Origin of the sequence: Janthinobacterium sp. UMAB-56 (assembly GCF_900095265.1) — a bacterium.
In the GTDB taxonomy this organism is placed as follows: Bacteria; Pseudomonadota; Gammaproteobacteria; order Burkholderiales; family Burkholderiaceae_D; genus Janthinobacterium.
This window is the reverse complement of sequence record NZ_LT607652.1, coordinates 415,822-430,662: the sequence shown is the minus strand read 5'-3', so window position 1 is coordinate 430,662 and position 14,841 is coordinate 415,822. Positions and strand designations below refer to the sequence as shown.

Here is a 14,841-nt window from a genome sequence, read left to right as displayed (position 1 = left end):
TGCTTTAAAAGCGGTACTCCAGCCCCGCCACATATGTCCGCCCTCTCGCCGTACTCATCGGCGTATTGTCGTTCGACTGCGACGGCATCGAATTCAAGCGGTTCAATGCTTCCGAGTAATTCTTGTCCATGGCGTTTTGCACCGACAGGCGCAGGAACAGGTTTTTCGTCACCTGGTAACTGGCGTACAGGTCGATCACGGCCGGGATCTTCGGATTGTCCACCTTCCTCACTTCACCCGTCACTTCATCGGCTTCGTTGTCCGGCGACAGGCGTCGGTTAGCACCCGTGTGCTTGACGATGGCGCCGATCTCCATTTTATTGTCCAGCAGGCGCGTGCCCACGTCGAGGTTGTAGTAGGTGCTGGGCAATTCGCTGATGTCGGAGGCGCCAAACCACGCGCTGGCGATCGAGGTCGGCTGGCTGCTCTTTTCACGCGTGTACGACAGGCGCGCATACGCCGGCCCCAGCTGGTACTGCGCTTCCAGTTCCCAGCCGCGCGTGTGCACGGGGGCGGTGGAGTTGATGTAGATATACATATTCGTCACGTACTCGTCGACGGTTTCCCAGTCCGTGGCGATCACTTCCGACATATTGCACTTGCGCCCCTTATCGCAGACGAGGAAAGACTGACTGGTGATATAGCCGTCGATCTTGCTCTTGAAATACAGCGCCTTGAAGTGCAGCGCATCGTTGGCGCTCAGCAGACCGTGCAGGCTGGAATTAAAGCCCAGCTGATAAGTCGTCGCTTTCTCGCCCTTCAGGAAGGGGTTCATCGACGCCCCGCCGTCATTCGAGAAAAACACTTCCTGCGGATTCGGGCCGCGCATGGTGCGCTCGGCACTGGCAAACGGCTGGAACCACGGCCTCACTTGCGCGGAAACGAGCAGCGAAGGGTTGATGCCATGCTCCTTCAGCGCGATATGCGCCGCCCCTTGCGGGAAGCATTTCACGCGCTCGTCGCAGGCCGGCTTGTAGCCCGTCAGCTCGAAACGCGTGGTGTTCAAGCCCGCATTGAGCTGATACATGCCACGGTTGTACTGCAGGCCCGCATACAGGCTGTCGATCGTTTGCTTGCCGGCGGGGCCAAAGGTATTATTTTCAATCGATTGCTGCTTGGCGTCCGGATTGTCGGGATCATCGACGAGGCTTTCCACGTGCTTGCTGTACTGATTGCGCATCAGCTTGCCGCCCACGGTCAGCAGCACGTCACCGCCGGCCAGCTTGAAACTGCTGGTGTTATTGATATCGAAGGCGTCGGCACGGTTGACCATGCTCGTGTTGACGAAGTTGATCAAGGCTTCCGGCATGTATTTCTGCCTGCCACGGCTGCGGCTGGCGACCACATTGAGGTCGATCAATTCCGAAAACGGCGTGTAGTGATATTTTACGTAGTAATCATCGCTCTGGATATCACGGCGCGTAAACGTATTGCGGTAATCGCGCGCCGACAGTTCCAGCGCATGGAAGTCGCTCAATTTGAGGTCCAGCTTGAGCAATTGCGACTTCGGTTTCTGTTGATAAAAACGGTTGTAGCCAAAGCCGAATTGCTCGCTGTCCGTGCCCTTGCCGTTCTTGTAGTTGTTGCCGGTCACGCTCGCGCTGGTGGCCGCCATGAAACCCACGCTGCCGCCATCGAAGGCGGGGTTTTTCATGCCCACGGCCAGCATGGCGCTGCGTCCCACGCCATTGCTACCGGCGGACATCTTCGTGCGCGCGCCCACCTTGTCACCCGCGAACACCACGTCATCGACACCGATGGTGCGGAAGTTACTGCTGCCACCCAGCGCATTGACGCCGTCGCTGCCCATGGCATTGCCGCGCGACACGTCCACGCCGATGATGAAGTTCGGATCGATCAGGGCGCCGAACTGGCTGCTGGGCACACTCCCATGCGCCACTTCCGACGGAGCGCTGCCATAGTAATTTTGCGTCACGCCATCGATCATGGTGTTGACCCGGCCAAAGCCGGACAGGCCACGGATATTCACGCTGACGGCGCCTTGCGCAGGATCGATCTGGGTAAACGTGCCCGGCATGCCGCGCAGGATCTGGTCGACGGGTTGCAAGCGCGTGTCCGCGCCGCGCGCGCTGACGGCGCCCGGTTTTTCCAGCGCCTGCTGTTCCACGGGAAGCGTTTCGCCCGATACATTCAGCGGCGAAAACGCGACCCTGCCAGCGGTATTTTCCTGAGCTACGGCCTGCTGCGCCAGCAACGCCATGCAAACGCCCACGGCACGTGCCATTGTCTTGATATGCATACACCCTCGATTTGTTATGGTTAAATTTTTAATGAGGACAAGCGGTATCCTCATACCTTGTCCTGTCCCGGCTCCAGCTTGAACGAGACGGGCAAGGTGACGGTCACCGTGCCCTGGTGTAAAACACTGTCGGGCGGGACCGGCAACGGTTGCGCGCGCTCAAGCACTTGCAAGGCTTCGCGGTCGAGCAGCACCGTGCCCGACGAGGTGATCAACTCAGCGGCCAGCAATTGGCCGTCGCGGTCCAGCTGGAAGCGCACCCAGGCGGCGCCAGCCCGCTTGCGCTGGCGCGCGTCGCCCGGATAGCGCTTGAAACGGGCCAGGTGAGCAAGTACGCGGCTTTGCCAATTGGCCGGCGCCGCGCTGGCGGACGGTGTGTCGCTATTCAAGGGCGCCGCCTGCGGCCCGCGCATGGCAGCCGGCGCCGGCGTGGCGCTGCTGCTGGCCTGCGCGGGCAATGAGGCTTCCTTGGCGGCATCCTTGCCCGAGTCAGGCGACGGACTGGTTCCTGCCTGCGTCTCTTTTTCCCCTGCGATGATGTCCGGCGCGGCGGCTGGCGCCAGCACGGGCAGCGCTTCCTGCCGGTTCGTGCTCCTTGGCGGGCGGGCGGCGCTGGACGCTGCCGACTGGCGCGCGCCCACGACGTGCGCGACCTGTGTTTCCGGCGACATGGCTTGCGCGGCAAACACCACCATCACACTGGCCTCCGGATTGGCGGGCGCCACGGCCACGCCATGCCAGCTGGACCACAGCAGCAGCGCCAGCACCATGGCCACCACCAACGACGTGGCGATGCCCCAGCTCAATATCGGACGCAGCGCCAGCGTGTCCAGCCCTTTCACCCAGCCTCCCGTCCGACCAGGCCCACTTTCAGGTAGCCGGCCTGGCGCAAGGCATCCATCACGCCCAGTACGTCTTCATAGGCGGCTTGCTTGTCAGCCTGGAAAAACAGGGTGCGCTGGCGGTCACCGCCCGTCTCGGCATCGAGCTGGCGGCCCAGTTGCTCGCGCGCCACGGGAGTGAGGCCCAGATACAGGCTGCGGTCCGCCTTCAGGGAAACAAACAGGGGCTTGTCGGGACGCGGTTCGGGCTGGGCCGTGGCGGCCGGCAAGTCGATTTTCAAGTCGACGGTAGCCAGCGGCGATACCACCATGAAGATGATCAACAGCACCAGCATCACGTCGATGAAGGGCGTGACATTGATCTCGCAGAGCTCCGGCATGTCGGCCGTGTCGTCGTCCGGCGCAGGAAACAGGGAAGCCATGGCTCAGGCCTGCTTGCGCGTGTCGAGCTCGCGGCTCAGCATCAGCAGCACTTGCGCCGAAGCGGCGCGCAGCTGCGCCTTGTACTGGTTGATGCCACGGCTGAGCACGTTATAAATGACGACGGCGGGAATCGCCGCCACCAGGCCCAGCGCCGTCGCCAGCAAGGCTTCCGCGATGCCCGGCGCGACGGTGGCCAGGTTCGTGCTCTGGCTGGCGGCGATGCCGATGAAACTGTTCATGATGCCCCACACGGTGCCGAACAGGCCAACAAACGGCGCCACGGCGCCGATGCTGGCGAGCAGGCCGATACCTTGCGTCATGGCGCGCACCTCGTGCGCAATGAACTGCTCCTGGCGAAAACCTGCCCGCTCCTTCAAGGCCGCCGCCGGTGCATTCGCGTGCGACAAGTTCAGTTCCTGCTGCACATCATCGAGCAACCGTTGCGCCAGCAATGACGCCCCGCTCTGGACTGCCGCGTCCGGCAAGGACGTGGCCGTCTTCAGCACGGCGACGGCTTGCGCCGCCGCGCGACGCGCTTGCAGCAAGCTGGCGCCCTTCACCAGCAAGACCACCCAGGTGGCCAGCGCGGCGATCAACAAGCCGATGAGCACGCTTTTCACGACCTGGTCAGCGGCGAAAAACATGCCCAGCGGCGACATGTCGTGCGGCAGCGCGGACGCTTGCGCCGTGGCATGGAACAAGGAAAGAACGACACCGCAAAGTGCGGCTTTGACACAAGGGATAGACATGGAAGCTTCAACAGGTAACAGGCATGGCTGCGCCAACGGCGCGCACGCGCATGCAAAATAAATCGGACGAACTACCTGGCTGCTGCGAAGAAGCTTGCTGGGGAAGAGGTGAAACGCCTTACCTTGCGCTGGCGATGGCGGGTGCCGCAAACGGCGTGTACCAGACGAAGTCCGCCTGCGGCGCCAGTACCGTCGCGCCGCGCTGCGCCAGCACCAGCACCAGCGGCGCGGGGCCGCCCGTCAAGTCCTGCACGTGCAGCGGCACGCCCAGGTCCTTGTGCACATGGTAGGCACCGGCGATCAGCAAGGCTGGCGCGGGCGCGGCCAGCAGGCGCTCGGCCATGCGGCGGTCGCGCTGCTGCTGCACCGACAGCATGGCGGCCAGGCGCGGCGCGTCGATCTGGTTGTCATGCATGACGCGGATAATGTCTTTCAATTTGTCATGCACCTTGCCATCGTTGGCCAGGTTGGAATGCTTGCCCTGTACGGCAGGCTGGTCAATAAATAGTTGCTTGATTTCGCTGCGGTCCAGGTTGGCCGACCAGACCGGGTATGGCGCGCGCATCGCGGTCATCACCAGCTCGCCATACTGCTCCCATTTCCAGCTTGGCTGCCAGGCCAGCAGCTCGGCCACGTGCTCGGGGCGCACGACGGGGTCCGTCTGCAGCCAAGGCTTGACCTTGTCCACCCTGGCTTGCTGGTCCGGATTCAGCATTTCCAGCAGCACGCTGCCTTGCGGACGCTGGCCCTGCAGTTGCAACAGCAGCCAATGCTCGATCTGGTGATGGCTGAGCTGGTCATGCTGCTCGCCCACGATGACGCGCGGCGCGCCAGCCAGCTGGGCCAGCAATTGCTCGGCAGTCACGCGCTGGCCGCTGCGCAGGTCGACGATCTCGCCCAGCTGGCGCACGTCTTGCGCAGAAGCAGTCGCCGCGGTCGTGGTGGCCAGCGGTGCGACGCTGCTGCACGCGCTCAGGGCCAGCACGCAGGCGGGCAGGACGGCGGCGAGGGACAGGGGAAATTTCATGGCAGGGCCTTTCGGGTCAACACTGTTGCAAAAACACTCAGGCGGGCATTTTAATGGAAATGATTCTCATTTACAATCAATGAACGACACACCATGCAGATTTTTTTACAACTGGCAAAAAACAATGTGCTGCTTCGGTGAAATCCCCGGGCGCGGAGTAGAATAAAAAAAACGGAGAACTCGCGTGAATCAAACTGACCAGTTGGCGGTACTGAAAAAACCGCTGCCCGCATCCCTTGCTGCCGTACTTTCCCTGATTTTTGCCGACCGCTTTTCCATGACGCAAGCCATGCGCGAACACCATGGCCGCGACGAGTCGAGCTATCCCCCCATGTTACCGGACGCCGTCATCTTCGCCCATTCCACCGAGGAAGTAGCGGCGGCCGTCAAGCTGTGCAGCGCGCACGACGTACCCATCATCGCCTATGGCAGTGGCACCTCGCTCGAAGGCCACGTGTTGGCCCTGCATGGCGGCGTGACGATTGATCTGTCGCAAATGAATCAGATGGTGGCCGTGCATGCTGAAGACTTGACGGCCACCGTGCAGGCGGGTGTGACGCGCAAGCAGCTCAATGAAGAAATCCGCGACACGGGCCTGTTCTTCCCCATCGACCCGGGCGCCAATGCGTCGCTGGGCGGCATGGCCGCCACGCGCGCCTCGGGCACGAACGCCGTGCGCTACGGCACCATGCGCGAAAACGTGCTGGCCCTGACGGTGGTGACGGCCGATGGCCGCATCATCAAGACGGGGACCAGGGCGAAAAAATCCTCGGCCGGCTACGACTTGACGCGCTTGTTCGTCGGTAGCGAGGGAACGTTGGGCATCATCACGGAAGTGACGGTGAAACTGTACCCGCTGCCCGAAGCGATTTCGGCCGCCGTGTGCTCATTTCCCGGCACGGGCGAAGCCGTCAGCGCCGTGATCCAGACCATCCAGATGGACGTGCCCGTGGCGCGTGTCGAGTTTCTCGATGAAAACGGCGTCAAGGCCATTAACGCCTACGACAAGATGGCGCTGCCGGAAAAACCCTTGCTGCTGTTTGAATTCCACGGCTCGCCGGCCAGCGTGGCCGAACAGGCGCAGTTGGTGCAAGCCATCACGGCAGAGCACGGCGCCAGCGATTTCGAATGGGCCAGCCGCCCCGAAGACCGTTCACGCCTGTGGGCTGCGCGCCACAACGCGTATTTCGCCCTGCTGCAGATGCGTCCCGGCAGCCGCGCCATTTCCACCGATTGCTGCGTGCCCATTTCACGCCTGGCCGAATGCATCCTGGCCACCAAGGCCGATTGCGAGGCGCAGGGACTGGTCTACGCCATCATCGGCCACGTCGGTGACGGCAATTTCCACGTACAGATGTTGGTCGACCCCGACGATGCAGCCGACATGGCCCGCGCGGAAAAGGTCAACAGCGACATGGTCACGCGCGCCATCGGCATGGATGGCACATGCACGGGCGAGCACGGCGTGGGCATGCACAAGATGGCCTTCCTGGTGGAAGAACATGGCGAGGGCGCCATCGACACCATGCGCGCCCTGAAACATGCGCTGGACCCGAAGAACCTCATGAATCCGGGCAAGATCGTGCGCTGGTAATCAGGCCGCAAGCAAAAACTGGGGTCAGACCCGCCGGGTCTAACCCCGGCTTTGGCCTCGGGGTTATTTTTACAGCTCCATGCGCATCGGCACAAACGCGATGCCGCCCGTCTCCACCTTCGGTCCCGTAGCGACAAAGCCCAGGCTTTCATACAGGGGCAAGGCGTAGGCCGAGGAATTGACGGTAAATGCCGTCACATCGCCTTTGGCCAACGACGCCTGGCGGGCTGCCTGCCACAAACGGCGCGCCATGCCGCGCCGGTGCAGGGCGCGCGGCACGAACATGTGGAACAGATGCGTGTTGTCGCGCATGGCCACCACGCCGGCCAGTTCGCCGTCGATATGCGCGAGCTGGTAGGCGTAATTGGGCAGCGACAGATAGCCTTCGATGGCCGGCTGGCGGCAATGTTCGATGAACTTTTCCGCCCCCGCGCCATCGGGGTGCAGGGTCAAAAAAGGCATCAAGTCGTCGATCAGGGCGACGATGGCGGGCGCGTCGGCGACCAGGGCGGGACGCAGTGTCGGTTCGGGTAATGTTGTCATATTCAAATAATGCCATGCCCTCCTCCCCGCCGGCAACTCTCAGCAAAAATCGCGGCTGCTGGTCCGCAAGCGTCCCAGTAAATGCGACATATCGACCAGGCGCTTGGCCACCAGGTTGCGCACGATGCCTTCGCGCTGCCACACGCCGTACACGCCCAGCAGCGGCGCGCTCAGCACTTCGCGTCGCTGGCTTTCCACCAGGTCGGGCCAGACGATGACGTTGACCGTGCCCGTCTCATCTTCCAGTGTCATGAAGACGACGCCCTTGGCCGTGCCCGGGCGCTGGCGCACGGTGACGATGCCGCAGGCGCGCGCCAGCTGGCCATCCGTGTAGCTGGCCAGCGTGGCGGCGGGCAGGAAACGCTGTTCCAGCAATTGCTTGCGCAACAGCGCCAGGGGGTGGCGGCCCAGGGTCAGGCCTTGCGCGCGATAGTCGCTGACGATGCTCTCGCCTTCCGTCGGCGCAGCCAGCACGGGCCAGTCTTCCTCTTGCGTGGTGGCGCGCAACAAGTCTCGGTCGGGCACGGCGCCGGCCGCCTGCCATAGCGCCTCGCGCCGGTGGCCGGCCAGCGCGTGCAGCGCATTGCCGGCAGCGAGCACCTGCAAGTCATGACGATCCAGGCCGCCACGCCGGGCCAGGTCGGCCACGTCGACAAAGGCGGCGATGGCGCGCGCATCCTCGATGCGTAGCGCCGCCTCGGCACGCATGCCGAACAGGCTGTTCAAGCCCAGGCGCACGGCTGGCCCTTCGCCCTGCCCTTCTTCCAATGCCGCTTCCCAGCCGCTGACGGCAACGTCGACGGGCAGCACTTGCACGCCATGCCGGCGAGCATCCTGCACCAGTTGCGAAGGACTGTAAAAGCCCATGGGCTGGCTGTTCAGCAAGGCGCACAGGAAGGCGGCCGGTTCGTGGCATTTCAGCCAGGAACTGGCGTACGTCAACAGGGCGAAGCTGGCCGCGTGCGACTCGGGAAAACCGTATTCGCCAAAGCCCTCGATCTGGCTGAAGATGGCCTCGGAAAATTCTTTCTCATAGCCATTGTCCACCATGGCATCGACGATGCGGTCATGGTAATTGTTCATGCCGCCCTTGCGTTTCCAGGCCGCCATGGCGCGCCGCAACTGGTCCGCTTCGCCAGGCGTGAAATCGGCCGCGATGATGGCCACCTGCATCACCTGTTCCTGGAAAATCGGGATGCCCAGGGTACGTCCCAGCGCCTTTTCCAGGCCCTTCGGATAGTCGACCGCCTCCTTTTTCTGGCGCCGCTGCAGATACGGATGCACCATGCCGCCCTGGATGGGGCCGGGGCGCACCAGCGCCACTTCGATGACGAGGTCGTAGAATTCACGGGGGCGCAGGCGCGGCAGCATGCTCATCTGCGCGCGCGACTCGATCTGGAACACGCCGATGGTATCGGCCTGGCACATCATGTCGTAGGTGGCGGGGTCTTCGGCGGGAATATCCTGCATCCGGAATTGCTCGCCGCGCCGCGCACTCACCAATTCCAGGGCGCGGCGCAGGGCCGACAGCATGCCCAGCGCCAGCACGTCGACCTTCATCAAGCCCAGCTCTTCAAGGTCGTTCTTGTCCCATTCGATGACGCTGCGCTCGGCCATGCTGGCGTTTTCAATCGGCACCAGGCGCGACAATTTTCCTTGCGCAATCACAAAGCCGCCCGGATGCTGCGACAAATGGCGGGGAAAGCCCAGCAGCTGCTGCGCCAGACCGGCCCACTGCTGCGACAATGCCGCCTCCGGGTCGAGCCCGCATTCGGCCAGGCGGCTCAATAAATCGCGCTTGCCATCGAACCAGCGATGCGCCTTGGCCACTTTTTCCACGATGGCCAGGTCGATCCCCAGCGCCCTGCCGCTGTCGCGCAAGGCGCTCTTCGGCCGGTAGCTGATCACCACGGCCGCCAGCGCGGCCCGCTCGCGGCCATATTTGCCGTAGATATATTGAATCACTTCTTCGCGCCGCTGATGCTCGAAATCGACGTCGATGTCGGGCGGCTCGTTGCGCTCGCGCGACATGAAGCGCTCGACCAGGCAATTGCCGCGCGCCGGGTCCACTTCCGTGATGTGCAGGCAATAGCAGACGGCCGAATTGGCGGCCGAGCCCCTGCCCTGGCACAAAATGTTTTGCGAACGGGCAAAGCGCACGATGTCGTAGACGGTCAGGAAATACGGCTCGTAAGAAAGTTCCGCAATCAGCGCCAGCTCGTGCTCGATCTGCTGCTGCACATTGGCGGGGATACCGAGCGGAAAGCGCACGCGCGCGCCCGCATACGTTTCCTCGCGCAAATAGCTCGCCGGCGTGTGGCCGTGCGGCACCAGCTCGTCGGGGTAGTCGTAGCGCAGGCTATCGAGGGAAAAGTCGCACATCCTGGCGATGCGCAGGGTTTCCGCCAGCGCCTGCGGCGGATACACATTGGCCAGGCGCAGGCGCGCGCGCAGATGCTGCTCGGCGTTTTGCGCCAGCGCATAGCCGCATTCGCCCACGGGTTTGCCCACGCGTATCGCGCACAGGGTGTCGAGCAAAGGCTTGCGCGAACGCACGTGCATGCACACATGGCCGATGGCCACCACGGGCAAGTCCAGCGTTTGCGCCGCCGCCTGCACCACAAGGCGGTGGCTGTCATCCTGCGCCCGCTGCAGCAAATTCAGGCCCATCCAGCTGCGCTCGCGGCCAAAGGTGGACGCCATCCACGCACCCTGCGTGCGCAGCATTTCGGGCTGCGCCGGATAGCCGGGCAGCAAGATCATCAGGCAGCCGGGCAAGCCCTGCAAATGGGCAAACTCGGGCGAGGGCGCGACAAAATCGTCGGGCGTCAGCAAATAACGCCCCTTGGCCGCCCGCGTGCGCGCCATGGTGATCAGTTCCGACAAGTTGCCGTAACCATCGCGGTCTTGCACCAGCGCCAGCAAGGACAGGGCCGGACTGCCGTCGGCCTGCGTCAAATGAAAATGCGCGCCAATAATCAGGGGAAAACCGGCCCGCTTGGCCGTCGCATGGGCACGCACCACGCCCGCCAGCGAACACTCGTCGGTGATGGCCAGCGCCTGATAACCGAGCTGCACGGAGCGCGCCACCAGCTCTTCCGCATGCGAAGCCCCATGCAAAAAACTGAAATTGCTCAAGCAGTACAACTCAGCATACTCGGGTAAGACTGCGCCCCACATGATCCACCTCAATACTGTATATAAACACAGTATATTATACTTATCTGGGAGACGGCTTATCGTTTATGCTGGTGTCTTACCTTTTTCCTCGACCGCCATGATCGACCACTTATTAAAATGTTTCGGCGCCGCCCCCGGTGGCGGCAATGCGGCGCTGGTGGTGGAAAACGACCACGGCAGCGAAACGGCGCGCCAGCAATTCGCCCGCGCACGCCAGATCAGCGCCTGCGTCTTCCTCGACCGGCAAGCGGACGGCAGCATCGTGCTCGACTATTTTTATCCGCACACGCGCAGCCCCCTGTGCCTGCATGCCACGCTGGCGGCCGCGCATGTGCTGCTGACGGCGCCTGGCGCCCCGGCAACCTTGACGGTGACCACCGCCATGCGCGGGCAAGCCTTGCAGTTGGTGCGCCGCGCGGAAGGGATATTCATCGGCTTGGCGCCGCAGCCGGCGCCAGCCGTCATGGTGGAAAAGTATATTCCGTCGGAACTGATGGGCCAGCATATGCACCTGGCCTCGCCGCCCGTGATTGCCTCCGTCGGCAGCCCGAAGCTGCTGCTGGAGGTGCTAGACCGCACCACCCTGCGCGCACTGCGGCCGAACCTGGAACTGATCGCCGACTGGAGCGCTTTACATAAAATCAGCGGCTGCTATGCGTATTGCCGCACGGGCGAGCACGAGTACGAAGGGCGCAACTTCAACCACCTTGATCCGGCGCTGGAAGACAGCGCCACCGGTGTGGCGGCGGGCGCGCTGTCAGCGCACCGACAACAGTCGCTGCGTCTGCATCAGGGTCACGTGACGCAGCAACCGTGCGTGATCGAGGTGCAATACAGCGCGCAGACAATCTGGGTGGGCGGCTTGGTGCAACGCAGCACCTGAACGGGGCATGCTGCACCAGTACAAGGCAAGCCCGGCAGCGGCGAAAAGATAATCAACCAGGAAACAACAGTTACAGCAGATTTGTAATAACAAAACAAAGTATCGCTGGTGAATGCTGAAATGATGGCACTAGAATCAAGTCACAATACCACTTGGAGATACTGCGTGCCGACCCTCACCACCTTGCGTAAAGCCATCCTCATCAGCCTGTACGGCAGCACCGCCCTGGCCGCCTTCAGTCCCGCCGCCATGGCCCAGAGTAGCGACGCAGCTGCCACGGAAGGTCCCGTGCAAACGGTCAGCGTGGTCGGCTCGCGCCGGGTCGCCAGTTCCGCCACCGACACCATGGTGCCGGTCGATATCATTCCTATTTCACGGGTGGCCGAGCAGGGCGGCCAGTTTGACCTGGCGCAATCACTGCAATACATCTCGCCCTCGTTCAACTCCACGCGCCAGACGGGCGCCGACGGGGCCGACCTGGTCGATTCAGCCGCCCTGCGCGGTCTCGGCTCCGACCAGACCCTGGTACTGGTAAATGGCAAGCGGCGCCACACGACGGCCCTGGTCAACCTGTTCGGCGCGCGCAACCGCGGCAACACGGGCACGGACATGAATGCAATTCCTTTGCTGGCGATCAAAAACGTGCAAGTGCTGCGCGACGGCGCCGCCGCCCAGTACGGCTCGGACGCCATTGCCGGCGTCATCGACATCGAACTGAAGAAAAGCCTGGGTTGCGAAGCCGTGGCCGGCTACAGCCAGTATTCCGCAGGCGACGGCAAGAATTACCTGACCTCCGCCTATTGCGGCATCGCGCTGGGCGACAAGGGCACCCTGGCCATCACGGGCGAATACCTGAACCGGGGCCGCTCGAACCGGGCCGACGCGGACAGCATGCGCATCATCGGCGACACCAAGGCCAAGAACAAGACCCTGTACGTGAATGGCGACTACGCCACCAGCAGCACAGGTAAACTGTACTTCACGGCCGGCGCGCAGACGCGCGATGCATCGAGCGCCGCGTTTGGCAGGGGCGGCATCGGCAGCGACGACATTCCGTCACGCAATTCGGCCGCCATGTACCCGGACGGTTTCGTGCCTTTCATTAACGGCAAGATCGACGACCAGTACGCCACCATCGGCCACCGCAGCCAGATCGGCGAATGGCATGCTGACTTTTCGCAAACCTATGGCTACAACAAGATGCGCTACGACATCAGCCATACCTTGAATGCCTCGATCGCCAACCTCGACTTGATGAACGGCGGCAAGGGCGTCAGCGCCAGCAGCTATGATGCGGGCGGCTTCTCGTTCCAGCAACTGACCAGCAACGCCGATTTCAGCCGTTACTACGACACGGTGATGCGCGGCATGAACGTGGCCTTCGGCGCCGAATACCGCAGCGAGCAATACAAGATCATGGCCGGCGAGCCGGGCTCCTACATCGACGCCGATGGCGTGGGCGTGGGCGGCAATGGACGCAGCCAGGGCTTCCCCGGCTTCCAACCCAGCGACACCACCAAGGCCAAACGCCACAGCATCGCCGCCTACAGCGACGTGGAACTGGACTGGACAGATCGTTTTAAAACGCAAGCGGCCCTGCGCTATGAAAAATTCAGCGACTTCGGCTCCACCGTGACAGGCAAGCTGGCCGCCAGCTATAAAGTGGCGCCCAACGTGCTGCTGCGCGGCGCGGCCAGCACGGGCTTCCGCGCGCCATCCTTGCAGCAAGTGTATTTCTCGTCCACCTTCACCGACTTCGTCGGCGGCGTGCCCACCGATGTGGTGCTGGCGCCGAACGGCGGCGCCGTCGCCAACGCGGCCGGCATCCCCAAGTTGAAAGAGGAAAAATCCACCAGCTTCACGTTTGGCACCACCTGGACGCCGACGCAAGCCATTTCCGTCACGGCCGACCTGTACAACATCAAGATCAAGGACCGCATCGTGCTGTCGGGCCGTTTCAATGCCGACAATTACCCGGACCTGGCGGCGCGCCTGGCCCTGTTGGGCGTGACGGAAGCGCAATTCTTCGTCAACTCCATCGACACGCGCACGCGCGGGCTGGACCTGACGGCCTCGCACAAGGGCGAACTGGCCGGCAACCGCCTGAACACCTTCCTAGCCTTGAATTTGAGCAAAACGGAAGTGACGAAAGTCAAGACGCCTGACTCGCTGAAAGGCTATGAAGATGTGCTGCTGTCCGAGCGCGAACGCCTGTTCATCGAACAAGGTGGCCCGCGCGCGAAAGCCACGCTGGGCTTCGACTACATCACGGGCAAGCTGGAATCGGACTTGCGCATCATCTACTTTGGCCCGCAAACCCTGGGCACCTTCAGCGGCACGGCCGAAGGCGTACCGAACGCCCGCTATGCTGCCAAGACTTCGGCCGACCTGAGCTTTACCTACAGCATCAACAAAAATACCAAGCTGACCTTTGGCGGCAACAACATCTTCAACGTCAAGCCCACCACGCAAAATGCGGACGAGACGGACAACGGCTTCAAGTACGACAGCGTGCAATTCGGCCTGAACGGCGCCTCGTATTTCGGCCGCCTGTGGGTGAAATTCTGATCGCCCTGTCCGCCTAAAGAAACAGCGGCTGCGCCAGCATGGGCAGCCGCTGTTTCTTATGTCGGCATCACCATTCAATGCTCATCGCCTGCATAGATCCACATAGGTTCTGTTTTTCCGGCGCGCACGAAGCCCACGGATTGGTAGAACTCGATGGCCTTGCCATCTGCTGTCAGCATTTGCTGGTGAAACCCCGCGTATTTTTCAAGCATTGCCGCCATCATCCGTCTGCCGACGCCCTGGCCTTGCGCCATCGGATCGACGAGCATGTGCGGGAAGTAGACAACCAGATATCCATCGGAAATGGCATTGCCGATACCAATCAATTTTCCATCTGCGCGGGCCGTCACCAGGCTGTGGGAATTGCGCAGTGCGGCCATCAGTTCTTTTGGCTTGTCTGCGGACGACCAGTGATTGGCCTTGTAGATGGCTATCACTTCTTGCTCAGTGATCACATCATTCATGGAAATCTGCATGGGCACAACCTTCTCTGATTAACGATGCTTAGCTTCGAAATTGAAAGGACTAAGCGTTTCGACAACATCGTTATCTGTATAACGTTGCCAGCATGAATTGTATCGTCCCGGCACACCCAAACCTGCCATTTGAGCAAGGCGCATATGTCGTCTGACGCTCTTTAATGAGTGATTGATAATAGAGTTCAATCCATTGCCCCATTTGCAGCGGCGCTATCCAGGCTGATCGCCTCGCACATTTATCCGTCTGCTGCATGGGGGAACGTGCCCCCTGCCTGCCCTGCCGCCCTGGTCCA

The 14,841-nt window shown here is 62.2% G+C and carries 11 protein-coding genes; 3 read left to right on the top strand and 8 right to left on the bottom strand.

Annotated elements, in window-relative coordinates; genetic code table 11:
• Nucleotides 1–4: 4 nt before the first annotated feature.
• From K0F85_RS05020 to K0F85_RS05000, 5 genes are all read right to left on the bottom strand, one after another.
• Entirely contained in the window at nucleotides 5–2,260 is a 2,256-nt protein-coding gene (locus K0F85_RS05020; protein ID WP_219114813.1) for a TonB-dependent receptor domain-containing protein, read from the bottom strand.
• A 50-nt stretch (nucleotides 2,261–2,310) separates the two neighbouring features.
• Nucleotides 2,311–3,102, bottom strand: coding sequence for an energy transducer TonB (locus K0F85_RS05015; RefSeq protein WP_219114812.1), 792 nt, complete (start codon nucleotides 3,100–3,102; stop codon nucleotides 2,311–2,313).
• Nucleotides 3,099–3,524: a TonB system transport protein ExbD gene (gene exbD, locus K0F85_RS05010; RefSeq protein WP_219114811.1), complete on the bottom strand. Its 426-nt coding sequence runs from the start codon at nucleotides 3,522–3,524 to the stop codon at nucleotides 3,099–3,101. Before exbD ends, K0F85_RS05015 begins: the two co-directional genes overlap by 4 nt.
• Before the next feature lie 3 nt (nucleotides 3,525–3,527).
• Nucleotides 3,528–4,274, bottom strand: a complete 747-nt coding sequence (gene exbB / locus K0F85_RS05005) for a tonB-system energizer ExbB (RefSeq protein WP_219114810.1) — start codon at nucleotides 4,272–4,274, stop codon at nucleotides 3,528–3,530.
• Between the two features lie 118 nt (nucleotides 4,275–4,392).
• On the bottom strand, nucleotides 4,393–5,301 hold the full coding sequence (locus K0F85_RS05000) for a ChaN family lipoprotein (RefSeq protein ID WP_219114809.1): 909 nt from the start codon (nucleotides 5,299–5,301) through the stop codon (nucleotides 4,393–4,395).
• A 184-nt stretch (nucleotides 5,302–5,485) separates the two neighbouring features.
• On the opposite strand from K0F85_RS05000, the gene K0F85_RS04995 reads away from it, so the two are divergent.
• A complete protein-coding gene (locus K0F85_RS04995) occupies nucleotides 5,486–6,895 on the top strand; it encodes an FAD-linked oxidase C-terminal domain-containing protein (RefSeq protein ID WP_219114808.1) in 1,410 nt (469 codons plus the stop codon).
• Nucleotides 6,896–6,964: 69 nt separating this feature from the next.
• Here the strand turns inward: K0F85_RS04995 and K0F85_RS04990 are convergent, their stop codons facing one another.
• Both K0F85_RS04990 and K0F85_RS04985 read right to left on the bottom strand, forming a co-directional pair.
• Nucleotides 6,965–7,438: a GNAT family N-acetyltransferase gene (locus tag K0F85_RS04990; RefSeq protein ID WP_257572529.1), complete on the bottom strand. Its 474-nt coding sequence runs from the start codon at nucleotides 7,436–7,438 to the stop codon at nucleotides 6,965–6,967.
• 39 nt (nucleotides 7,439–7,477) lie between these two features.
• The gene (locus tag K0F85_RS04985) at nucleotides 7,478–10,618 is read right to left on the bottom strand and encodes an error-prone DNA polymerase (RefSeq protein WP_219114807.1); all 3,141 of its coding nucleotides are present in this window, start codon (nucleotides 10,616–10,618) and stop codon (nucleotides 7,478–7,480) included.
• Nucleotides 10,619–10,715: 97 nt separating this feature from the next.
• On the opposite strand from K0F85_RS04985, the gene K0F85_RS04980 reads away from it, so the two are divergent.
• A complete protein-coding gene (locus K0F85_RS04980) occupies nucleotides 10,716–11,501 on the top strand; it encodes a PhzF family phenazine biosynthesis protein (protein WP_219114806.1) in 786 nt (261 codons plus the stop codon).
• 165 nt (nucleotides 11,502–11,666) lie between these two features.
• On the top strand, nucleotides 11,667–14,069 hold the full coding sequence (locus K0F85_RS04975) for a TonB-dependent siderophore receptor (RefSeq protein ID WP_219114805.1): 2,403 nt from the start codon (nucleotides 11,667–11,669) through the stop codon (nucleotides 14,067–14,069).
• A gap of 74 nt (nucleotides 14,070–14,143) precedes the next feature.
• On the opposite strand, the gene K0F85_RS04970 is transcribed toward K0F85_RS04975, so the two are convergent.
• Entirely contained in the window at nucleotides 14,144–14,533 is a 390-nt protein-coding gene (locus tag K0F85_RS04970) for a GNAT family N-acetyltransferase (RefSeq protein WP_219114804.1), read from the bottom strand.
• Nucleotides 14,534–14,841 lie beyond the last annotated feature (308 nt).